The sequence below is a fragment of the Micromonospora sediminimaris genome, assembly GCF_016863575.1.
Classification (GTDB): domain Bacteria; phylum Actinomycetota; class Actinomycetes; order Mycobacteriales; family Micromonosporaceae; genus Micromonospora; species Micromonospora sediminimaris.
The window spans coordinates 37,929-60,536 of the sequence record NZ_BOPD01000018.1 but is presented as its reverse complement, the minus strand read 5'-3'; the positions used below and the strand labels follow the sequence as shown (position 1 = coordinate 60,536).

Genomic DNA, 22,608 nt, shown 5'->3' with positions numbered 1-22,608 from the left:
GGCAGACCTGGAACAGACCCGGGACCTCTCCGGGCCGGGCAAGGCGGTGACCGGTGCCCGGCGATCGACCGACACCGCCGTCGGCCCCCGCGAACCCGCGGCGCGGGCCCGGGTGGAACTGCCTCGGATGCCGACCGCTGGTCCGTTGTACCGGCGGGCGCTGCTGAACGCGGTGCCGGGGCTGGGCGGCCGGCAAGCCACCGGGGTGCCGGCGGTCGAGCTGGCCGTCGCCGGGGTGGCGGTCGATCCGGAGCGGCTGGCCGACTACGACCGGGTCTGCGGGTTCCGCCTCGCCGATCGGCTGCCCGCGACCTTTCCGCACGTCATGGGCTTTCCGCTGGCACTTCGGCTGATCACCGCGCCCGAGTTCCCGATCCCGCTGACCGGGGTGGTGCACGTCGGCAACCGGATCACGCTGCGGCGGCCGGTCACCATCGGCGAGCGGCTGGACTTCACCACCTGGGCGGAGAACCTGCGTCCGCACGACCGGGGACGGCAGGTGGACGTGGTACTCGTCGGGTCGGTCGACGGCGAGGAGGTGTGGCGCGGCGTCTCGACGTACCTCGGCCGGCAGCGCACCCCGGACGGCGGTGAGCGGCGCGACCACGGCGAGCGGCCACCGCCGCCGGCCGCCACCGCCCGCTGGTCGGTCACTCCCCGGGTGGGTACGGACTACGCGCGGGTCTCCGGCGACCACAACCCGATCCACACCTCGCGGCTGGGGGCGCGGCTGCTCGGTTTCCCCCGGCCCATCGCACACGGCATGTGGAGCAAGGCGCGGTGTCTCGCGGCGTTGGAGAGCCGGCTGCCCGAGGCGTACACGGTGGACGTGGCGTTCAAGCTTCCGGTGCCGCTGCCCGGCACGGTCGCCTTCAGCGCCACGGCGCTCGACCGGGGCTGGGATTTCGGTCTGTACGACAGGCGTGGTCGCCCACACCTGGCGGGCACCATCCGCTGAGCGGGGCCGGGCACTTGCCCGGCCCTCTCTTTTCCGTTAGGTTGTTCTCAACTAGAGATGTTCTCGAAGTGAGAGTGATCGAGCGTGAACGAGCAGGATTTCCTCGCCGCCTACGACCCGCGGGCCTATCCGGCGGTCGCGGTGACCGTCGACATCGTCGCCCTGACCATCCGCGACGGCGCGCTGCACCTGCTGCTGATCCGCCGAGGCGAGCAGCCGTACGCAGGTCTCTGGGCCCTGCCCGGCGGATTCGTCCGGCCGGACGAGGACCTGGCCGCCGCCGCCCGTCGGGAGCTGGCCGAGGAGACCGGTCTCGACGGCGAGCCACTCCGCCGCGTCCACGTCGAGCAACTGGCCTCCTACGGCGCGCCCGACCGCGATCCCCGGATGCGGATCGTCTCGATCGCCCATCTGGCCTTCGCCCCCGACCTGCCGGACGCGACGGCCGGCACCGACGCCGACGAGGCGGCCTGGGCGCCGGTCGCCGAGTTGGCCAACCGGCAGCTCGCCTTCGACCACGGTCAGATCGTCGCCGACGGGCTGGAGCGGGCGCGCTCCAAACTGGAATACACCCCGCTGGCCACCCGCTTCCTCGCACCCGAGTTCACCATCGGGGAACTGCGGGCGGTCTACGAGACGGTCTGGGGCCATCAGCTGCACGCCGGCAACTTCCACCGCAAGGTGCTCTCGGTGCCCGGCTTCGTGGAGAGCACCGGCGAAAGCACCGAGCGCGGTGGCACCCGAGGCGGCCCGCGGGCCCGGCTCTACCGGGCCGGTGACGCTCGGCTGCTGCATCCGGCGCTGCTGCGTCCGGCACGCGAGGAGACGGTGCGATGACCACCGACGAGGCGATCCGCCTGGTCACCGCCGCCCGTGACGACAACGAGCTGTTCGGTGGCGACGCGCCGGAGCGGCGCTACCGGGAACTCGTCGGTGCTCTGCACCCGGACCGGCTCGGTTGGGTCGGTCCGGGGATCCGGGCCGCTGCCATCGACGCCTTCCTCCGGGTGACCACCCGCTGGCGGGCCCGGCGGGCCACCGTGTTGCACGGCTACCGGTGCGGGCGGCCCGCGTACTCCGGCGACCTCGCCGACCTGTACGACGTCGGTGCCGACCGGCTGCTCAAGCTGCCCCGCGACGCGGCCGACAACGACCTGATGGTCCGCGAGCAACGCGCCCTGCGCACGCTTGCCGAGCGGGGTGACCCGCGCTGGCTGCCGTACGTGCCCCGGCTGGTCGACAGCTTCACCCACCGCGACGCCGGCACCGGGGCGGACCGCCGGATCACCGTGCTCGGCACCGCGCCCAACCTGCACAGCCTGGTCGAGGTGCGGCGGGCCTATCCGGACGGGCTGGACGCCCGGGACGTGGCGTGGATGTGGCGTCGGCTCCTGGTCGCCCTCGGCCTGGCGCACCGGGCGGGCCTGGTGCACGGTGCGGTGCTGCCGTCGCACGTGCTCATCGACCCCGACGCGCACGGTCTGGTGCTTGTCGACTGGTGCTTCTCCACCGAGCCGGGCGGCACCGTGCCGGCGATGGTGCCCGAGCACGAGTCCTGGTATCCGCCGGAGGTGCCCAACCGTCAGCCGTGCGGGCCGGGCACCGACATCTTCATGGCCACCCACTGCATGACCTGGCTGCTGGACCGCCGGGCCCCGCGCCAGTTGCTCGACTTCGCCCGGGGCTGCCGGCAGGGGCTCCTGCGCGCCCGCCCCGACGACGCCTGGCTGCTGCTGCGCGAACTGGACGAGGTGCTGCACCGCCTCTACGGGCCGCGCACCTTCCGCCCCTTCACCCTCAACCCCTAAGGAGGCTGCCATGGGCAGCGGAGCATGGTCCACCGATGTGTACGACGCCGCCGACCGCTACCGCCGGGCCACCGGCGCCAGCGCCTTCTCCTACAGCGACAGCGGAGCCCGGGTGGTGCACCCGGCGCTGGACCCGCGCGGCGCGGTACGGGAGAGCCGGGACAGCGCGGAGCACCCCCAGTCGACCCCCGTCGCGGTCCTGTTCGACGTGACCGGCTCGATGGGGCACGTGCCCCGCGTCCTCCAGGCCAAGCTGCCGCAGTTGCTGGGTCTGCTGCTGCGCCAGGGCTACGCCCGCGACCCGCAGATCATGTTCGGCGCGATCGGGGACGCCACCTGTGACCGGGTGCCGTTGCAGGTGGGGCAGTTCGAGTCCGACAACCGGATGGACGACGACCTCGGCCGAATCGTGCTGGAGGGCGGCGGTGGCGGCCAGATGCGGGAGTCGTACGAGCTGGCGCTGTACTTCATGGCCCGGCGCACGATCACCGACAGCTGGGAGAAGCGCGGCCGGCGCGGCTACCTGTTCGTCATCGGCGACGAGTTGGCGTACCCGCAGGTGAAGGCCGGCGAGGTGAGCCGGCTCGTCGAGGACGACCTGCGCGAGGACGTGCCGTTGCGGCAGATCGTCGACGAGGTCACCCGCCGCTGGGACACCTACTACCTACTACCCGCCGGCAGCCACTACTCGGGCAACCGCCGGGTGCTCGACTTCTGGCGCGACCTGCTCGGCCAGAACGCCCTGGAGTTGGACGATCTCGCTGCGGTCTGCGAGACCATCGCGCTCACCGTCGGCCTCGGTGAGCAGGCGATCGACCTCGACCAGGGCCTACGGGACCTGGACCGCGCCGGCTCGTCCGCCACCGGCACGGTGTCGAAGGCCCTCGCCCGGTTGGACGGGAGAGCCCGGGCCGAGGTGTCGGAGCTGCCGGCCAGCCGTACCACCGGCCGCGGAGTGGTCCGGCTGTGACCCGGCCGGTGGCGGGCGTGGTTCCGGGCGGCGCGGTGACCGGCGGGCCGGCGGACGCCGTGGCGGGCCGGCGATCGACGGGCGGACCGGCGGCGAGGGGGCCGCGCGGCCAGCACGTGATCGTGGTCGACCTCGGATACGGCGACGCGGGGAAGGGCACCGTCGTGGACTGGCTCTGCGCGACCCGGCCGGTGCGGACGGTGGTGCGGTTCAACGGGGGTGCGCAGGCGGCACACAACGTCGTCCTGCGCGACGGCCGGCACCACACGTTCGCCCAGTTCGGGGCCGGCACCTTCCGCGCCGGGGTGGGCACCCACCTGTCCCGCCACGTGGTGGTGGATCCGCTGGCGTTGGCCGCCGAGGCGGACCACCTCGCCGCCGTCGGGGTACCCGACGCGCTCGACCGGCTGACCGTGGACGGGGAGGCGCTGCTGGCCACCCCGTACCACCGGGCCGCCAACCGGGCCCGGGAGCTGGCCCGCGGAGCCGACCGGCACGGTTCCTGCGGGCTGGGGGTGGGCGAGGCCGTCGCGTACGGTCTCGCCCACCCCGACCAGGCACCCCGGGTGGCGGACTGCCGCAGCCCGGAGCTGCTGCGCCGCCGGCTGACCGCGCTGCGGGACCGGCTCACCGCCGAACTCGGCCCGCTGGGCGCCCCGCCGGTCGCCGACTGTCTGCCGGCGTACCGGGCCTTCGCCGAGCGGGTGGCGATCGTGGACCGGAGTTGGCTCGCCACTGAGTTGCGCGCCGGCACGTGCGTGTTCGAGGGCGCGCAGGGGGTGCTGCTGGACGAGTGGCACGGCTTCCACCCGTACACGACGTGGAGCACCACCACCGCCGCCAACGCCGAGGCGCTGCTGACCGAGGCCGGGCTGGCCGGATCCGCGACCCGGCTCGGCGTGCTGCGCACGGTCACCACCAGACACGGGCCGGGTCCGCTGGTGACCGAGGATCCGGCGCTCGGGCTGACCGAGCCGCACAATGGGACGAACCCGTGGCAGGGCCGGTTCCGGTTCGGCCACTTCGACGCCGTCGCCCACGCGTACGCCCTGGCGGTCGCCGGTGGGGTCGACGGCCTGGCGCTGACCCACCTGGATCTCGTCGGGCAAGGTCTCGATCTGCGGATCTGCCACCGATACGCCGACCTGGACGGACTGCGGCCGGGTCCACCCGGAGACCTCGACCGGCAGGCGGCGCTCACCGCCCGCCTGCTGCGGACCCGACCGGTGTACGACGACCCGGCGCCGGTCGACTGGCCCACGGCGGTGGAGCAGGCGCTGGGCGTACCCGTCGTGCTCACCTCCCACGGCCCCACAGCCGAGGACAAGGCGGTTCGGCTCGACGCCAGCCGTTCCGAACGCGGCACGGTCACCCGGTCCACGGTGGCAACGGGTGGAAGGCCCCATTAGCGGTGATCCGTCCGTCCCGCCCCGATGCCTCCGTCCGGCGGCGAGCATGTAGCCATGGAGGCCGCGCTCGACCTGCTCCGGCACACGCTCACCTCACCGTGGGTGTATCTGCTGCTGTTCGGACTCACCGCGATCGACGCGATCTTCCCGTTGGTGCCGGCCGAGGCGGCGGTCATCACGGTCACCGTTCTCGCCACCGGCGGCGAGCCGAATCTGGTGGTGGTGATCGTGGTGACCATGCTCGGTGCCATGCTCGGCGACCACGTCTCCTACGCCATCGGGCGCGGCGGCGGCTCAGGTCGTCTGGATCGTTCGCCGGAGGACAGCCGACGCCGGGCCGGATCGCAGTGGGCGCGGCGGGCGGTGTGCCGGCACGGCGGCGTCATCCTGACCTCCGCCCGATACCTGCCCGGCGGGCGGACGGCGGTCACCCTGACCATGGGGGCGGTGCGCTACCCACTGCGCCCGTTCCTGCTCTACGACCTGATCGGTGCCGGCACCTGGGCGCTCTACTGCGTGCTGCTCGGCCTCTTCGGCGGGCTGGCCTTCGAACGTGAGCCGATCTACGGGATCCTCGCCGGAATCGGCCTGTCGATCGCGGTAACCCTGCTGGTGCAGCTGGCACGCGGGCTGCGCCGCCGCGCCCATCGCCGGGCCGCACGACGCTGAACTCCGCTCACGGTCGCAGAGCCGCTGTCCGCCGTTGAACCCGCTCTCCGACACCGAGCGTTCCGCACCGATCAGGGCAGTTCGGCGTCGTGGACCAGGATCGCCAACTGCACCCGGTTCCCGGCGCCGACCTTCGTCATCGCCCGACTCACGTGCCCTTTCACCGTGGCCTCGCTCATCAGTAGTTGACGAGCAATCTGGGCGTTCGCGCATCCCCGCCCCACCGCACGCGCAATCTCCAGCTCCCGTGCGGTCAGGCACTGGAGTTGACGCCGGGCAGTGTGGCGTCGGGACGGGCCGCGTTCCGCGAAGGAATCGATCAAGCGCCGGGTCACGGCGGGCGCGAGCATGGCGTCACCGCTGGCCACGGCGCGTACTGCGGCGGTCAGGTCGGCCGGGGCGGTGTCCTTGAGCAGGAAGCCGACCGCACCGGCACGCAGGGCGTGGTGCACGTACGCGTCCCGGTCGAAGGTCGTCAGCATGATCACTCTTGCCCCGGCGGCGACAATGTCCGGCGCTGCGGCGAGGCCGTCCATGCCCGGCATACGAACGTCCAACAGGACCACGTCCGGTCGGAGCCGCCGCACCTCGGCTCGGGCCGCAGCGCCGTCCGCGGCCTCGCCCACCACCGTGATGTCGCCGGCCGCTTCGAGGATCAACCGCAGGCCGGACCGGATCAACTGCTCGTCGTCGACGATCAGAACTCGAATCACTCCGGCTCCCCCGTCGGAAGCAGCGCTCGGACCAGGAAGCCCTCGTCATACGGTCCGGCCGTGAGCCGCCCGCCGAGCAGTTCCACACGTTCCCGCAGACCAATCAGGCCCAACCCCGCGCCGGGCAGAGCCGCTCCGCCGATCGCCGGCCCGTTGCGCACCCCGACCTCGACCCCGCTGGACAAATACCGCAGGCTGACCGTCGTCTCCGCATCGAGGGCGTGCTTCCGTACGTTCGTCAGCGCCTCCCGGACCACCCGGTGCACCGTCCGCCCGACCGTCGCCGGCAGGGGTCGAGGGATCCCCTCGTCCTGCCGGTCGACCCGCAGGCCGGCGGTACGCGACTCCTGGATCAGGACATCCACCTCCGACAACCCCGGCGGCGGTACGGGCCCGGCCGCTCCACGCAGCACGCCGAGTACCTCGCGGAGGTCGGCAAGGGCCTGCCGACCGGTCGATCGGATCAGCGACGCGGTCTCCACCGCCGCCGAGTCGGCGGATGTCACCTCCAACGCGCCCGCATGCACCACCATCAGCGACACCCGGTGGGCGACCACGTCATGCATCTCCCGGGCGATCCGGGCCCGTTCCTCGGCGCGGGCCTGCTCCATGCGGGCCACCTGTTCGCGTTCCAGCCGCTCGGCCCGGTCGCGCAACGCGCCGACGGTGTCCCGCCGGGCCCGCGTCCAGAGCCCGATCACCAGTGGCAGCAGCACCAACCAGGCGAAGAGCGTCAGCACATTGCCCGGCGTGGCCATGGTGATCTGCCGGTGCCCACCAGCGGCCCACCCCACCATCACACCGATCGCCGTCACCAGCACCGCACCGGCCAGGTAGGCGACGATCCGGCGACGACCCCGCAGCCACAGCCCGGCCAGGAGGGACGCCGCCGCCGGGACCGGCCAGGCGGCAAGCAGCGGCCAAGCGACGGCAGCCGCGGCGAACAGCGGCCAGCGGCGTACCCGCGCCACCGCCACCGCAGTTCCGGAGGCGACGACGACGGCGAGGACCACCGCCCGGGGGAGAGGTGACGCCACCCCGGCCGCGCCGTTTGCGGACATCCAGACCCCGACCGATACCAGTACGGCCAGCACCGGCAACGCGTACCGCCGGAGAAGGTTCCGGACTTCGACGATGGCCATCGTTGCAGGCTAGTGGCGTCCGGGCCGGTCGGGCCGCCGCCGACGGCCAGAGGGGGGACACTTCCGGGCGGCTGGCCCGCCCTTCTCGGGGTTGGCCCGGAGCCGGAGTCAGGGCTGACCACAACTTAGGTAGCGGGACGGCAATGACGATCGGTCGATGGCCGGAAACCACGCGGGGACCAGCATCGGAAGCATGCAATTGGTGCTCGACCTGCTCCACGAGACGATGTCCTCGCCCTGGGTTTACCTGGCCCTGTTCGCAGTCGCGGTGGTTGACGGGTTCTTCCCGGTGGTGCCCAGCGAAACCGCGGTCATTACCGCCGGGGTCTTCGCGGCGACCGGACAGCCGGCGCTGTCGGTGGTGATCGTGGTGGCGGCGGCCGGCGCCCTGGTCGGTGACCACATTTCGTACGCCATCGGCCGACGCGGCGGCGGACGCCTGCTCACCCGCCTACCGGAACAGGGGCGACGGCGTGCGGTGTACGCCTGGGCCAGCCGGGGCATCGCCGTACGCGGCGGTCTGATCCTGACCGTGGCGCGATACGTACCGGGTGGTCGGACGGCTGTCACCATGACCATGGGGGCGACCCGGTTTCCCCGGTCGCGGTTCCTGATGTTCGATGCACTGGCCGCCGGCACCTGGGGGATCTATTCGGCGCTGGTCGGCTATCTGGGCGGGCTCGCCTTCGAACAGGACCCGCTGCGCGGGCTGCTACTTGGGCTCGGCCTCGCGTTCAGCGTCACAGTGACGGTGGAGACGGCCCGCTGGGCGTACCGACGACGAGCACGCTCGCTGCCGGCAGCTACGGAGGCCGGTGCCAGAGGTTCCATCGGCGATGCGTGATTGCGAGCGCGTTCCCGGCGCTGGACCGCTGCCTACCCCTGAGGCGGGTGCCAGGTGACGCCGCGCAGCAGTTGCCCGGCGCCGAGCCAGGCGACGTTCATCATCTGGGTGGCGGTCTTCTCCGGGTCGGCTTCCGGATGGTCGGCCAACCAGTCGGCCAGTGACTCGCTCGCGCCGACAAGCGCGTACGCGACCACCTCCAACTCGGTGTGGGCCACCTCTCGCCCCTCGGCGCGCAGCGCGTGGTCGAGCATCCCGGCGGCCACCTCCACCAGCCGCGCCCGCATCACGGTCAACTCACGCGCGAAGGGTTGCTCGGCGCGGGCCTGCCGGTAGAGCACCGCCCAGCCGTCCCGATGCGCGCCGACAAAGCCGAAGAACGCCCGCAGCCCGCGCCAGAGCCGCTCGTCGGCGGGCAGGTCGGGGTCGGCGGCACCGGCGATGGCCTCCATCATCCGGGTGCCCTCGCGGTGCAGGCAGGCGACGAAGAGTTCCTCCTTGGTGCCCAGGTACGCGTACACCATGGGCTTGGAAATGCCCGCCACCTCGGCGATCTCGTCCATGCTGGCGCCGTGGTACCCACGCCGGGAGAAGATTCGCACCGCGGAGTCGAGCATCTGCTGCTGCCGTACGGCGCGTGGGAGGCGCTTGAAGGCGGGACCGGTGGACACCTTGCAAGCATACCTACTCGTGCGTAAGGTTACGCACGAGTAGCCACTGTCCGAGAGGTGCTTTTCCATGACTGACTTCGACCCGGCCAACTTCGCAAACGTCGGCCCGAAGGAGTTCGCCCAGCTCGTCAAGAACACCCCGGAGAGCAAGCTGGCCGAGGTGATGTCCGGTGACCTGCGCGGCAAGATCCTCGGCGAGGTCTTCGGACGGATGCCGCAGCTGTTCCGCGCCGACCGGGCCGGCTCCACCAACGCAGTCATCCACTGGAACATCACCGGCGCCCCGGACGGCGGCACCGACACCTACGAGGTGGTCATCGCCGACGGCACCTGCACGGTCAACGAGACCCCGCAGCACGACCCCCGGCTGAGCCTGACCATGGGCCCGGTCGAGTTCCTGAAGATCGTCTCCGGCGGCGCCAACCCGGTCATGATGTTCATGACCGGCAAGCTCAAGGCCAAGGGCGACCTGGGCCTGGCCGCCAACATCGCGAACCTCTTCGACATCCCCAAGGCCTGACATGGCCGAGTTCTCGCTCGACCTGAACGAGGAACAGCGGGATCTACGGGACTGGGTGCACGGCTTCGCCAGCGAGGTCGTGCGCCCAGCCGCGGCCGAGTGGGACACCCGCGAGGAGACCCCCTGGCCGATCATCCAGGAGGCGGCGAAGGTCGGGCTCTACGGCTTCGAGTTCCTCGCCACCTGCTGGGCCGATCCCACCGGGCTGTCGCTGCCGATCGCCAGTGAGGAACTGTTCTGGGGCGATGCCGGCATCGGGCTGAGCATCTTCGGCACCTCGCTCGCGGTCGCCGCCATCTACGGCGCGGGCACCCCGGACCAGCTCGTCGAGTGGGTGCCGCAGTGCTTCGGCGACGCCGACTCCCCGGCCGTCGCGGCCTTCTGCAGCTCCGAGCCGGAAGCCGGTTCGGACGTCGCCGCGATGCGTACCCGGGCCAGCTACGACGAAGCCACCGATGAGTGGGTGCTGCGCGGGCAGAAGGCGTACGCCACCAATGGCGGGATCGCCGGCGTGCACGTGGTTACCGCCTCGGTCGAGCCGGAACTGGGCTCACGGGGACAGGCCGCGTTCGTCGTACCGCCCGGCACCGCTGGGCTGAGCGCCACCCGCAAACTGCGCAAACTCGGCCTGCGCGCCTCACACACCGCCGACGTCTTCCTCGACGACGTCCGGGTACCGGGCCGGTGCCTGCTCGGCGGCAAGGAAGCGCTCGACGAACGCCTGGCCCGCGCCCGCTCCGGGCAACGCGCCTCCGGCCAGGCCGCGATGCGTACGTTCGAGCTGTCCCGACCCACCGTCGGCGCGCAGGCGCTCGGCGTGGCCCGGGCCGCGTACGAGTACGCCCTGGACTACGCGAAGGAGCGCGTCCAGTTCGGCCGGCCGATCATCACCAACCAGGCGGTCGCGTTCACGCTGGCCGACATGCGCATGGAGATCGACGCCGCTCGACTGCTGGTCTGGCGGGCCTCCTGGATGGGGCGCAACAACCGGCCGTTCACCGCCGGTGAGGGCTCGATGTCCAAGCTCAAGGCCGGCGAGGTGGCCGTCTCGGTGACCGAGAGGGCGGTCCAGCTGCTCGGTGGTGCCGGTTTCCTGCGGGACCACCCGGTCGAGCGCTGGTACCGCGACGCCAAGATCTACACCATCTTCGAAGGCACCTCGGAGATCCAGCGGCTGGTCATCTCCCGGGCGATCTCCGGGATGCAGATCCGCTGACATGGATCTGCCGTTCATCGTCAGCACGCTGACTCGGCGGGGCCTGCTCGCCCCGGGTCGTCCGATCCGCGTCGCATCCCAGCTCAGCGCGCTGCGCAAGTGGGGTTGGAGCCTCGCCGGTGAACTGCGCCAGGCGGCGGCCCGGGACCCGGGCCGGGTCGCGGTCATCGACGAGCAGGGCACCGAGCTCACGTACGCCGAACTGCTCGACCGGTCCATGCGGCTCGCCCGCGCGCTGCGCGCCGCACTCGGCGTCCAGGCCGGCGACCGGGTCGGCGTGCTCTGCCGCAACCACCCGGGGTTGATCGAGACCGTCGTCGCCGCCACGCTGCTGGGCGCCGACGCCGTGCTGGTCAACACCGGCCTCTCCCCGGCGCAGCTGGCCACCGTGGCGCAGGAGCAGCGGCTGCGGGTCCTGGTGCACGACGACGAGTTCACCGAACGGACCCTCGGGCTGCCGGCGGACCTGCACCGCCTCGACGAACAGGCCCGCTGCGAACTGATCGACACCGCCCTACCCGGTGAACTTCAACCGCCCGAACGGGACGGTCGGATCATCGTGCTCACCTCCGGCACCACAGGTGCGCCGAAAGGTGCCCGCCGGCCCATCCCGAACGGCTTCGGCCCGCTGGTGTCCATCATCGACCGGATTCCGCTGCACGTCCGGGACCGGGTGCTGATCGCCGCCCCGATCTTCCACACCTGGGGGTACGCGGCCCTACAGGTCTGTTTCGCCCTGCGGGCCACCATCGTGCTGCACCGCCGCTTCGACCCGGCCGCCACCCTGGACGACCTGGTGCGGCACCGCTGCCAGGCCCTGTTCGCGGTGCCGGTGATGCTGCAACGACTGATGGAGCTGCCGGCGCCGGAGCACCGGCCGCCGCTGAAGGTGGTCGCGGTGAGCGGCTCGGCGCTGCCCGGCGGCCTCCCGGCGGCGTTCATGGACACCTACGGCGACGTGCTCTACAACCTGTACGGCTCGACCGAGGCGTCCTGGGCCTCCATCGCCACTCCCGCCGACCTGCGCCGGGCACCCACCACCGCGGGCAGGCCGCCGCACGGGACCCGGCTGGAGATCGTCGACGACGACGGCCAGCCGATGCCGGGTGGCCGGGTCGGGCGGATCCTGGTCGGCAACGAGATGCTTTTCGAGGGCTACACGTCCGGCCCCGACCGGGACCGGCACGACGGCCTGCTGGACACCGGCGACCTGGGCCGGGTCAACGCCGACGGACTGCTCTTCGTGGACGGCCGCGCCGACGACATGATCGTCTCCGGTGGGGAGAACGTCTTCCCCGCCGAGGTGGAACAGCTGCTCGCCCAACTCCCCCAGGTGCGCGAGGCCGCCGTCATCGGGGTACCCGACCCTGACTACGGCCAGCGGCTCGCCGCCTTCCTCGCCCTGTACCCCGGCGAAACCCTCGACGCCGAGGCGGTCCGCGAGTACGTCCGGCACTACCTGGCCCGCTTCTCCGTCCCCCGCGACGTCGTCTTCGTCAAGTACCTGCCCCGCAACGCCACCGGCAAGGTGCTCACCCGCGAACTACGCCGCTACTACGGCTGACGCCAACGGTGCTGCCGCGACCTGCGGCAACGCCGAAGGGCGCGGTGGGCGCAACCTACCGCCACACCAACGCCCTCGACCGGATCCCCCAGCGTCGCACCGGCCCTGGCCGTACACCCCCCGAACCGGGGCGACGTCCGGGTCAGCCGACGACGATGTCGCAGTCGGCCTGCCCGGTCGCCACCAGCGCGTCGAAGCTGACCTGGATGAACGGCTCGTACGCGGCGGCGTTGAGGCTGCGGGTCTTCTTACCCGGCACCCACTTGGTGCCGGTCGACTTCCGCAGGTCCGACGAACCCAACGTCAGGTCGCAGATCCAGTGCGCGTTGCGGCCGATCAGGTTCCCGTTTCGGGCGTCCGCGTCGATCTCCCAGTTCCCGTCCCGGCTGATCGTGAAGGAAACGTTCCCGCTTACCTTCCGGCTGCTGTCGCTGGTGTTGAAGGTGACGGTGTCGCCGTCGGACGCCACCGTCTTGGTGGTCGCGTTGGCGTACGCCGGAACGGCTCCGAGCAGCACGGAGCCGGCGACCGTCCCGGCGGCGGCGACCAGCGCCAGTCCACGCCGGCCGAGGATGGCGGCGGTCACACCGGAGTTGTTGGATCGCATGTCGTTACCCCACTTCTCTCGTGATTCGACGGATGCCCGCTGCTGGCGGTACGGCACGCCGCAGCCGACACATGTAAGTGTCGTTATCGGCGTCAGCGTTTTCTTGTGGGAAGTCTGAGGAAGAAATAGGGAAATGCTGAGATTCGGAAAGCGGGCCAAAATCGGACGGTGTTTTCGATTGAGATCCGACAATCCGCCACTTGACTCGACAGCGATTTTGTGCGAGGTGCCCGCCGACCGGACCGAGGCAGCGGCGGCGACCCGGTGGGAGGGGAATCGGGACACGCCCCTACGGGAGAGTCCTCAGGGGACGGTGGGGTGGATTCCGGATACCTCCCGCTCCGCCGGGCTCGGCAGGCTCTCCCCATGAAACTCACCAGGCGTAATCTCCTCGCCGGAGTCACCGCCGGCGCGCTGCTGGCCGGCACCCTGGCGGTACCCGCCGGCGCGACCAACCGCGACTGCCCGATCGGATCGTTCGACCCCACGAGCCTGATCACGGCGGTCGGCGAGATCCCCGACCCCGAACTCACCACCACCAGCGTTCAACTGCGGGTCACCACCCCGACCGGCTGTTTCGAGGACACCTTCGGCGTACGCGACCTGCGCTCCTCGGCACCGGTCCCGCGTGACGCCCGGATCCGGATCGGCAGCGTGACCAAGGTCTTCACCGCCGTCGTGGTCTACCAACTGGTGGCGGAGGGCCAGTTGGACCTCGACGAGCCGGTACGCCCGTACCTGCCGGACCTGATCCCGGCCGACTGGCCGACGGTGACCGTACGGCAGCTGCTCGCCCACACAAGTGGTCTGCCCAGCCCTGTCCTGCCCGACGGGCTGGACTGGCAACTCCAGCACCGCTTCGACCGCTGGACCCCCGAGCAGATCGTCCGGACGGCGCTGACGAACCCACCGGAGTACGTCCCGGGCACCGCCCAGCGCTACACCAACATGGGCTACATCGTCGCCGGCATCCTGATCGAGCGGGTGACCGGCCGGTCGTACGCCGAGCAGATGCGGCACCGGATCTTCCGGCCGCTCGGCTTACGCGACACGTACGCCCCGGGCTACGCCATCGGGATCCGTGGCCCGCACGTGCGGGGCTACCAGCAGGTGGACCGCGACGGCCGGACCGAACTGGTGGACGCGACGCGCTGGAGTCAGAGCTTCACCCCCGCCTCGGGTGACCTGATCTCGACCGTCGCCGACCTGGACCGGTTCGCCGCGGCCCTGTTCGACGGCCGGCTGCTCGCCCCCGCGCAGCAACGTGAACTGTTCACCCTTCCGTGGACGGGTGCGGAGTACAGCAACGGCGGCCTCTCCTCGATCCGACTGCCCGACGGCCGGGTGCTCTGGGGCAAGTCCGGCGCCCGATACGGCTACCAGGCGGCCGTCGGTGCCCTCGACGACGGCGGCCTGCGGTTCGTGTTCGCCGCCAGCCCGACCGATGCCAAGGCCGAGGGGCAGACCGCGCTGGTCCAGCGGGTACTGGGGGCTGTGCTGGCGCTCACCTGAGGCCAGCCGCAACGCCCGCAGTGTCAGGAAGGGCCCCTGTTGTACTGGAGGCCGTCGGCAAGGGGCCCTGCCTGACGTCGGGGTTCAGCGGTCCGTGGCCCGGCCGATGGCGGCGGCGACGCCGCTGACCCGGTCGGCGAGCAGGCCGAGCGCGCCCACCGCCCGGTCGACCGGGTCGTCGCCGGCTCCGCCGAGCGCCCGCGAACGCTGGAAGGCGGCCTTCACCTCGGCCCAGCGGGCGGCCTGCCCCGGTGTGAGCCGACCGCGCAACTCGGCGAGCTTCAGCAGGTTCGCCTCCGCGCCGGCCGCCAGGGTCTGTGCCTCACCCAAGTAGTGATCGTCGATCACCGCCTCCAACTCCTCGTCGGTGAGCACCGGGACGATCCGTTCGGCCAGCTTGTTCATGTTCCGGTAGGACCCCTGGAGCTGGAACGGCGGTTCGGTACGGGCGTCGTCGGACTGCGCCGCCGAGGCGATGTACGCCTGGTTGTTGGCCAGCACCACCTGCTGCACCCGCAGCAGCTTGCGCAGCACCGAGACGACCTGCTCCAGCTCCACCGGCTGGTACGGGTGCGACAGCTGGTCGGGGCGGACCGTGTCGTCGCCCCGGGCCATCCGCACCAGTAGTTCCAGGTCGGCGCGATCACGCCCGGAGAGCGGTGCCAGCACCGGGTTCGCGGTGAGCGCGTTCTCGACGTAGCTGAGGGCGAAGACCTCCTCCCGGCCGGAGAGCACGTCACCGAGGTTCCACACGTCGGCCCGGTTGGCGAGCATGTCCGGGATCCGGAACCGCTTCCCCGACTCGGTGTACGGGTTGCCCGCCATGCACACCGCGAACCGCTTGCCGCGCAGGTCGTAGGTGCGGGTGCGGCCCTCCCAGACGCCCTCCATCCGGCGTTGCCCGTCGCAGAGCGAGATGAACTTCTGCAACAGCTCCGGGTTGGTGTGCTGGATGTCGTCCAGGTAGAGCAGCACGTTGTTGCCCAGTTCCAGGGCGAAGGAGATCTTCTCGACCTCCTGCCGGGCGGTGGCGTCGGGCGCCTCCGCCGGGTCCAGCGAGGTGACCTTCGAGCCCAGCGCCGGGCCGTTGACCTTGACGAAGACCAGGCCGAGCCGGCTCGCCACGTACTCCATCAGGGTGGTCTTGCCGTAGCCGGGCGGTGAGATCAGCAACAGCAGGCCGGACTGGTCGACCCGCTTGCCGTCGCCGGTAGCGCCGAGCTGCCGGGCCAGGTTGTCGCCGATCAGCGGCAGGTACACCTCGTCGAGCAGCCGGTTGCGGACGAAGGCGTTCATCACCTTCGGCCGGTACTCCTCCAGCCGCAGTCGCTCCCGCTCGACCTCCACCAGCGCGTTGCGGCGCCGCTGGTAGTCCCGGTACGCCGGGACCAGTTCGGTGCGGAACGTGCGGGTCCGGGCCAGCGTCTCGTCCAACCGGACGTCGAGGGTGGAGCCGTCGATGCGCGGGTGCGCGCCGAGCAGGCCGACGACCGTCTCCGTCATCGTCGCCGCGCTGTCCTCGCGGGCCAGGTCGGGGCCGCACAACTCGACGGCGACCGCCTCCGGCAGGTCGTAACCGGACAGGCCACCGTCGTCGGTGGCCAGGAAGGCGGTCAGCCACGCGTCGATCAGCTGGTACCTGCCGGCCAGATCGTCACCGAGCGCCCGCAGGTCGTCGTCGAACTCGCGGGAGGAACGGGACTGCGGGCCACCGAGCGCCCGGCGGAACCGGTCCAGCAGGGTACGCGCCCCGCCCCCGGTGACGAAGCGCACCGGCGGTGCGGCGAGTTCGGCGAACAGGTACTCGCCGGCGAGCGCGGTGCCACCGGGCGGCACCGGCAGTCCTGCCCCACACAGGAACACCTCGATCGCCTCGGCCAACTGGTCGCAGAGCAGGTCGGCGGCGTCCTCGCCGTCCGGGCGACCGAACCGCGCCCGAGCCCGGGCCAGCGAGGCGGCACGCGCCGTCCAGGTCGACCGGGCCGCCTCGTCCGTGGCGTACCGCCAGAAAAGCTGGGCGGCGGCGCGGTCGGCCGGCGGGTAGCGCAACAGCCCCGCCCCGGCGTGCAGGCGCAGCAGCACCCGCAGGATCTCGGCCGCGTCGTGGTCGTGCACGCCGCGCTCGTATCCCTCGTCGTAGCGGTTCTCGGCGATCCGCCGGACCAGTTCCCGCAGCCCGTCGGGATCCACCGCCACCGTGTGCAACTCGTCCAGGCCGGGGCCGTCGCGGCCGGCCTCGGCGGCGGCCAGAATCGAGGTCGCCAGGTACTCGGCCCGGTACACCTGCGCCGACTCGGAGACCAGTAGCTGGTCCCAGAACCGCCGGGTCTGCTGGAACTCCTCGTCGCGTACCAGGGCGCGATAGTCGGTGCCGGTCACCGCCACCACCATCCGACCCTCGGCCGGCACCACCGCCACGTCGATCGGTTGGGTGTTCACCGCGAAGCGGTGCCGGCCCAGCCGGATCGTCTCGCCGCCGTCGGCGTACAGGTCGAGACGGTCACGCAGGCCACGCCCGGCCTCCTGGCGGGCGGCCCGGACCCGGCCGTCCAGCTCCTCGGCCCGCACCGCGTCGCCGAGCGTACGCAGCTCCTCGACCACCGCGCGCAGCTTGTCCACCATCGGATCGGCCGCGAAGTAGGTGTTGATGTCGTCGAGCGAGCCGAGACTGCCGGCTCGCCGGTGCACGCTCACCAGGATCCGTTCGGCGGAGGTGACGAGCCGGTCGGCCCGGCGGGCCCGCTCGTCCAGCAGCGCCTGCTTGCGCGAGGAGAACGCCTCGTAGATGTCGGTACGCCGGGTGGCCAGCTCGGCGAGGAAGTCGTCGAACTCGCCGAACCGGGACTCCAGTTCCTCCACCCGCAGCAGCAGCCGGCCCAGCTGCTCGTCGCAGCGCTCGGCGGTGTCCGCCGCCGCCAGCGCGCCGGTGACCGCCTGCCCGAGCAGGGCGAACTCGGCGGCGAAGCCGGCCCGGCCCTCCGCCGCGGCCAGTTCCTGACGGCGCTTGTCCAGCACCGCGCGGGCCCGGTTGACCGCGCCCAGCACCTCACCGACGCGTCCCAGGATGCCGGTGCGGACCGTCGCGTCGGCGATGTCCAGCCCGCCGACCACGTCGGTGATGGTCTGAAGTCCATCGGTACGGGCGGCCAACTCGTCGCGGACGGTGCCCGCCTCCGCCACGGTGCCGATCTCGGCGGCCTTCGTGGCGAGCCGTTCCACCTCCTGCTGGTAGCCGCTGAACGCCTCGTCGCGGCGCAGGAACTCGACAGCCCGACGGCCGGCCGCCGCCAGTTCCTCGTCCAGCCGCCCGGCCAGCTCGTCGATCCGGGCGTGGTCGACGTACCGCAGTTCCCGCAGCGTTTCCAGGTGGCCCCGGGCGCGGCGCAGGCCGCCCAACTGGGTGACCCAGTCGTCGGCGGTCAGCGGCGCCTCGCCGCGCGCCCGGCGGGCCAGCGAGGCGATCTGCTCGGCGCTGTCGTCCAGTTCGGCGCGGGCCCGCTCGGTGAGCGTCCGGACCTTCTCGTGTTCCTCCAGCACGGCGGCGGCGGTGCGGCGCAGCCCGGCCAGCGGCGTGGCCAGGTCACCGAGTTCGTCCTCGCCGAGCCAGTGGTAGTGGTCGGCGATCCGGGCGCAGGCGGCGATCAGCGCCTCGTAGAGCCCGGCGGTGGCGGTGTCGTCGACCATCCCGGCCGCCGAGAGGCAGTCCGAGATGCCGCGTACCAGGTCTGCGTTGCCGATCCGCTCCAGCGGCCCGGTGCCGGCCGGCTGCGCCGCCGCGTACGCGTCCGAGACGTACGGCGTCTGCCAGACCTGCATCGGATGGACCCGGGTCGGTTCCTCGGACACGGCCCGGAACACCACGAGCGTGCCGTCGTCGAACAGCGAGAACCCGTGGCACGGGATCGGCGCGGCCACCTCCTTGCGGATCGCGTTGTACGGCAGCAGCAGGCTTCGGCCATCGGCGCGGGCGTGGAAGACGTAGAGCACGTCCTCGCCGTTGGGCGAGCGCACCACCCGCTCGAACTCCAGGTCCGACACGTCGGTGTCGAACGTCCTGGTGACTCCGGTGACCAGGTGGTACCCGCCGGGAAAGATGATGCCGTGGTCCTCCGGCAGCCGTTGACAGGCGACGCCGATGCCGTCGAGCCGGATCACCTCCCGGGTGAGCGTGTTGAACACCAGGTGCCGCCACTGCGTCTCCTTGTACGGCCGCAGCCGCAACAGGATCAGCGGCCCCACCCGGGCCCAGTGCACGTCGGCGTCGGCGAGGCTCTGCAACGGCTCGTCCACCGGCTCGCTGTAGATGCCCTCGCCGACCTCGGTGTTGTTCTCCACCTTCACGGTCAGCGTGCCACCGACCGTCTCCACGAAGACCTGGCCGTCGATGGAGATGTGCGGGTGCCGGCCGAGGACGTGGTCCTCGCGGGTCGTCTCGGTCCACTCGAAGTCGTGCGACGGCGGGAAGACGTGGTCCCGCTCGCCCCGGCTGTCCAGGTACTCGGGCACCCCGTCGACGCCGACCCGCCACCGCAGCACCCGGATGTCCTCGGTGCGCGGCCCGGTCTGGAACACCGCCAGCAGCCGGCCGTCGACCCGGCGCAGTTGCAGCAGGCGGGCCTGCCGGTAGTAGCGGTACAGCTCACCGAAGTCGCGGACGAACTGCGGGTCGCGGAGCAGCCCGGGCAGTTCGTCGTGACCCGCCTCGTCGAACCGGAACCCGGCCACCTCCGGGCCGGCGCCCTTGCCCGCGCCCGGTTTCCCGGGCTCCTGGCTGAACCGGTGGAGCGAGAAGACGTCGTCGACGGAGGTCTCCGGCTTCAAGCCGATGAAGACGTTGTAGCCGAACAGCATCAGCCCGCCCACCGAGACGATGTCCCGGGGTACGCAGTTGTGCTCCGTACGGATCCGCTCGGTGCTCAGCAGTCGCAGCTCGGTGCTGCCGAAGACCTCCAGTCGCCGGGCGTTGAGCGCCTCCGCTCGCCGGGCCAGTTCGGCCGCCTGCGTGGCGAGTCGCCGACGCAGCACCTCGTAGCTGCCGTCGTCCAGTCCCGGCCCGGTACCGGCGTCCGCCGCACCCGGCCCGGTCGGGTCCGGGGCGGCCGGAGCCGGTCCGGCGTCGCCAGGCGTACGCCCGGCAGCGGCCGGACCGGCGGTCGGCTCACTCACCGGCGCGCTGCCGTGGGCCGGTGAGGGCGGCTACCGGGGTCTCCGCCACGCCGAGGCGCTGCGCGGCCTTCAGCAGCTCCTGGAGCTTGCCCTTGTCGGCGCCGCCGGAGCGCATCTGCTGCATCAGGAACGCCGACAACGTGAGGTTCTGCACGTCGGCGCTGTCGATCGAGCCGATCATGCGGGCCAGGTCGTCGGTGAAGCTGGCGGTGCCGTCCAGCCACGGCTGGGCCAGGTTCTTCGCCACGTCCGAGTGGGCCACGAAACCGTCCACGCTCTTGCCGTACGAGATCGAGCTGAGCAGCCGGTCGAAGAAGATGCTGTCCCCGCCGACGATGTCGATGTTCGCCTTCTCCAGACCGGTGGCGACCAGCTTGGCCTGTGCCTCGGCGACCTGACGCTGGGTGTCCAGCCCGGCCAGCCGGACCTCCTTCTCCAGTTCCAGGCGCAGCCGGTACTCCTCGTGCTCGCGGGTCGCGTCGTCAAGCGCGGCCATCGCGGCGGCCTTCTCGGTGAGACCCTCGGCCTCGCCCTTCAGCTTCTCGCGCACCGCCTCGGCGGCGGCCACGGCCTTCTCCCGCTCGACGGCGGCCTCGGCCCGCCCGACCTTCTCGATCGCCTCGGCGCTGCGCTCCTGGACCTGCACCTCGGCCAGGCCGGCCGCTGCCGCCTCGGCCTGGACGCCTTCGGCCAGCCGGATCTTCGCCCGGGTGTCCAGCTCGGCGGCCTGCTGCCGGGCCTCGGCCAGCACCAGTTCCTCGCGGGCCTTGTGCTTCGCTGCCGCCTCGGCGGCCTCCGCCGCCTTGATGTCCTTGACCAGGTTCTCCTGCGCCTCGGCCTCGGCCTGGATGACAACTGCCTGCCGGGTCCGCTCGGCCTCCTCGACCACCCGCAGCCGCTTGATGTTCTCCTCCTGCTCGGCCACGGTCTTCTCCACCGCGATCCGCTCCCGGATCACCTCGGCGATGGCCCGCTTCTCGGCCTCTACCTCCTTGTCCTTGGCGATCGTGGTCAACTCGGTCTCCCGGTCCCGGCCGATCACCTCCAGCAGGCGGTCCTTCTCGATCCGCTCGGTCTCGATGGCGATGACCCGCTCGCGGTTCTTCTCCGCGACCGCGATCTCCCGGGCCCGGTTCTCGTGCTGGACGCCCAACTGCTCGTCGGTACGGATGTTCGCGGTCTCCGCCCGCAGGCGCTCCTCCGCGCGTACCCGGGTGACCTCGGCCTCTTCGCGGGCCCGTACCGTCTCGATCTCGCGGCGCTGCTTGGCCTCGGCGTCCGCCTGCCGGCGCTCCAGCTCCAGGATGGCTTCCCGGGCGTCGACGTTCTGCCGGGTGATCTCCTTCTCCTCGCTGCGGCGGAACTCGTTGGTCCGCACGTGCTCCAGCGCGGTCAGCTCGGTGATCTTCCGGATGCCCTGGGCGTCGAGGATGTTCTTCGGGTCGAGCTGCGCCATCGGCGTCTGCTCCAGGAAGTCGATCGCCGCGTCCTCCAGGCTGTAGCCATTGAGGTCGGTGCCGATCACCCGGATGATCTGGTCCCGGAACTCGTCGCGCTTGGTGTAGAGGTCGACGAAGTCGAGCTGCTTGCCGACCGTCTTGAGCGCCTCGGAGAACTTCGCGTTGAACAGCTCCTGGAGGGTCTCCCGGTCGCTGGCCCGAGCGGTGCCGATCGCCTGCGCCACCTTGATGACGTCCTCGACGGTCTTGTTGACCCGGACGAAGAAGGTGATCCGGATGTCGGCCCGGATGTTGTCGCGGCAGATCAGACCCTCGTTGCCGGTCCGTTCGATGTCGATCGTCTTGACCGAGATGTCCATGATCTCGGCTTTGTGTAGGACGGGCAGCACGACCGCGCCGGTGAAGGTCACGTCGACCCGCCGGACCTTGGAGACGATCAGAGCCTTGCCCTGCTCGACCTTGCGGAACAGCCGGCTGACCATGAACACCACGCCGAGCGCGACGAGCAGGACGACGGCGAGGAGTACGCCTATACCGGTGGTGATGACATCCATGACTGGGCGCGCGTGCGGTGGCGACCGGCCGACGGGCCGGGCGGGACGCCGCGCATCCTCCTTTCGGGGGCGGCTCAGGGGCAGCGTGGGGCGGGCCAGCCGAAGGGGGTTGACCGGCCGCGCTCGACAGGTTGGTGGGCTATTCGGGAACGTGTCTCATCGGGTCGAAGGCGGGTCCGGCGGGCATCACCCAGAAGAACTCGCCGTCGGTGTCGTAGTCGTAGATCAACGCGGAGCTGCCGGCCGTCATCCGCTCGTCGCCCGGTTGCCGGATCTGCACCACCGCCGACGAACCGTCGGCCGCGGTCACTTCGGCCTGACCGAAGTCGGCGGTGACCGTACCGGTGCGCACGACGCACAGGCGACCGACGAAGGCGTGCCGGGTGGCGTCCGTCTCGGTGGGAAAGAGCCGGCTCAACGGCACCGCGATCAGGCGGGTCACCAGCCACGCGCAGGCCGCGGCGGCCAGCAGCACACCGACCGAGACCGCGATCCGGGTGCCGGAGCCGAGCCCGAGGCCGTCGAGCAGGGCGGTGCCGGCGAGGCTGACGAACCAGGCCACCGCCACGAGCAGGGAGAAGATGACGGCACTGGGCACGCCGCCCAGGCCGAGACCGGCCAGTACAGTGCCGGGTACGCCGTCGACTTCGAGATCGTCGCCGAGATCCAGCACGCCGGTCAGCACCAGCAGCCAGTAGCCGACGACCACCACCAGGAGGAAGCTGAACAGCACTGTGGGAAAGCTGAGCGCCGCGCCGAGAAATCCGGTCACCGCGTCCTCCTCCCCGTTCCGATGGGTCCTGGCCAGCCACCGGCACGATGATC

Annotated in this window: 18 protein-coding genes; 11 read left to right on the top strand and 7 right to left on the bottom strand. The window is 71.5% G+C overall.

The features are described from left to right. Positions 1–127: 127 nt before the first annotated feature. From Vse01_RS15650 to Vse01_RS15625, 6 genes are all read left to right on the top strand, one after another. Positions 128–958, top strand: a complete 831-nt coding sequence (locus Vse01_RS15650; protein WP_232511225.1) for a MaoC/PaaZ C-terminal domain-containing protein — start codon at positions 128–130, stop codon at positions 956–958. A gap of 84 nt (positions 959–1,042) precedes the next feature. Continuing rightward, a complete protein-coding gene (locus Vse01_RS15645; RefSeq protein WP_093403809.1) occupies positions 1,043–1,795 on the top strand; it encodes an NUDIX hydrolase in 753 nt (250 codons plus the stop codon). Further along, entirely contained in the window at positions 1,792–2,766 is a 975-nt protein-coding gene (locus Vse01_RS15640; protein ID WP_093403808.1) for a protein kinase family protein, read from the top strand. The genes Vse01_RS15645 and Vse01_RS15640 overlap by 4 nt, the downstream gene beginning before the upstream one ends. 10 nt (positions 2,767–2,776) lie before the next feature. Beyond that, entirely contained in the window at positions 2,777–3,736 is a 960-nt protein-coding gene (locus Vse01_RS15635; protein WP_093403806.1) for a hypothetical protein, read from the top strand. A 119-nt stretch (positions 3,737–3,855) separates the two neighbouring features. Continuing rightward, positions 3,856–5,145, top strand: coding sequence for an adenylosuccinate synthetase (locus tag Vse01_RS15630; protein ID WP_093404166.1), 1,290 nt, complete (start codon positions 3,856–3,858; stop codon positions 5,143–5,145). Positions 5,146–5,199: 54 nt separating this feature from the next. Beyond that, a complete protein-coding gene (locus Vse01_RS15625) occupies positions 5,200–5,814 on the top strand; it encodes a DedA family protein (RefSeq protein ID WP_093403805.1) in 615 nt (204 codons plus the stop codon). A gap of 71 nt (positions 5,815–5,885) precedes the next feature. Here the strand turns inward: Vse01_RS15625 and Vse01_RS15620 are convergent, their stop codons facing one another. Together Vse01_RS15620 and Vse01_RS15615 are read right to left on the bottom strand one after the other, a co-directional pair. Next, the gene (locus tag Vse01_RS15620) at positions 5,886–6,527 is read right to left on the bottom strand and encodes a response regulator (protein WP_093403803.1); all 642 of its coding nucleotides are present in this window, start codon (positions 6,525–6,527) and stop codon (positions 5,886–5,888) included. Continuing rightward, positions 6,524–7,669, bottom strand: a complete 1,146-nt coding sequence (locus tag Vse01_RS15615; RefSeq protein WP_093403802.1) for a sensor histidine kinase — start codon at positions 7,667–7,669, stop codon at positions 6,524–6,526. Before Vse01_RS15615 ends, Vse01_RS15620 begins: the two co-directional genes overlap by 4 nt. 193 nt (positions 7,670–7,862) lie before the next feature. On the opposite strand from Vse01_RS15615, the gene Vse01_RS15610 reads away from it, so the two are divergent. Further along, positions 7,863–8,513: a DedA family protein gene (locus Vse01_RS15610; RefSeq protein ID WP_093404164.1), complete on the top strand. Its 651-nt coding sequence runs from the start codon at positions 7,863–7,865 to the stop codon at positions 8,511–8,513. A 32-nt stretch (positions 8,514–8,545) separates the two neighbouring features. Here the strand turns inward: Vse01_RS15610 and Vse01_RS15605 are convergent, their stop codons facing one another. Next, on the bottom strand, positions 8,546–9,184 hold the full coding sequence (locus Vse01_RS15605; RefSeq protein WP_170863413.1) for a TetR/AcrR family transcriptional regulator: 639 nt from the start codon (positions 9,182–9,184) through the stop codon (positions 8,546–8,548). Between the two features lie 67 nt (positions 9,185–9,251). Between Vse01_RS15605 and Vse01_RS15600 the strand changes: the two genes are divergently transcribed. From Vse01_RS15600 to Vse01_RS15590, 3 genes are read left to right on the top strand one after another with little or no spacing between them, the layout of a single operon-like run. Further along, positions 9,252–9,704 carry an SCP2 sterol-binding domain-containing protein gene (locus tag Vse01_RS15600; RefSeq protein ID WP_093403799.1) on the top strand — a complete coding sequence of 151 codons (453 nt, stop codon included), beginning with the start codon at positions 9,252–9,254 and terminating at the stop codon, positions 9,702–9,704. Between the two features lies 1 nt (position 9,705). Beyond that, on the top strand, positions 9,706–10,920 hold the full coding sequence (locus Vse01_RS15595; RefSeq protein ID WP_093403797.1) for an acyl-CoA dehydrogenase family protein: 1,215 nt from the start codon (positions 9,706–9,708) through the stop codon (positions 10,918–10,920). Between the two features lies 1 nt (position 10,921). Further along, positions 10,922–12,484 (top strand): AMP-binding protein, encoded by a 1,563-nt coding sequence (locus Vse01_RS15590; RefSeq protein WP_093403796.1) that lies wholly within the window; start codon positions 10,922–10,924, stop codon positions 12,482–12,484. Between the two features lie 142 nt (positions 12,485–12,626). On the opposite strand, the gene Vse01_RS15585 is transcribed toward Vse01_RS15590, so the two are convergent. Further along, entirely contained in the window at positions 12,627–13,091 is a 465-nt protein-coding gene (locus Vse01_RS15585; protein WP_093403795.1) for a hypothetical protein, read from the bottom strand. Positions 13,092–13,457: 366 nt separating this feature from the next. On the opposite strand from Vse01_RS15585, the gene Vse01_RS15580 reads away from it, so the two are divergent. Further along, positions 13,458–14,603 (top strand): serine hydrolase domain-containing protein, encoded by a 1,146-nt coding sequence (locus Vse01_RS15580; RefSeq protein ID WP_093403793.1) that lies wholly within the window; start codon positions 13,458–13,460, stop codon positions 14,601–14,603. Between the two features lie 84 nt (positions 14,604–14,687). Here Vse01_RS15580 and Vse01_RS15575 read toward each other — a convergent pair whose 3' ends face one another. The 3 genes from Vse01_RS15575 to Vse01_RS15565 all read right to left on the bottom strand — a co-directional run bounded on the left by Vse01_RS15575 (position 14,688) and on the right by Vse01_RS15565 (position 22,555). Further along, a complete protein-coding gene (locus tag Vse01_RS15575; RefSeq protein WP_232511211.1) occupies positions 14,688–19,769 on the bottom strand; it encodes a DNA repair ATPase in 5,082 nt (1,693 codons plus the stop codon). Beyond that, on the bottom strand, positions 19,762–21,783 hold the full coding sequence (locus Vse01_RS15570; protein WP_093403792.1) for a flotillin family protein: 2,022 nt from the start codon (positions 21,781–21,783) through the stop codon (positions 19,762–19,764). The genes Vse01_RS15575 and Vse01_RS15570 overlap by 8 nt, the downstream gene beginning before the upstream one ends. A gap of 139 nt (positions 21,784–21,922) precedes the next feature. Then, on the bottom strand, positions 21,923–22,555 hold the full coding sequence (locus tag Vse01_RS15565) for a hypothetical protein (protein ID WP_093403790.1): 633 nt from the start codon (positions 22,553–22,555) through the stop codon (positions 21,923–21,925). Between the last annotated feature and the right edge of the window lie 53 nt (positions 22,556–22,608).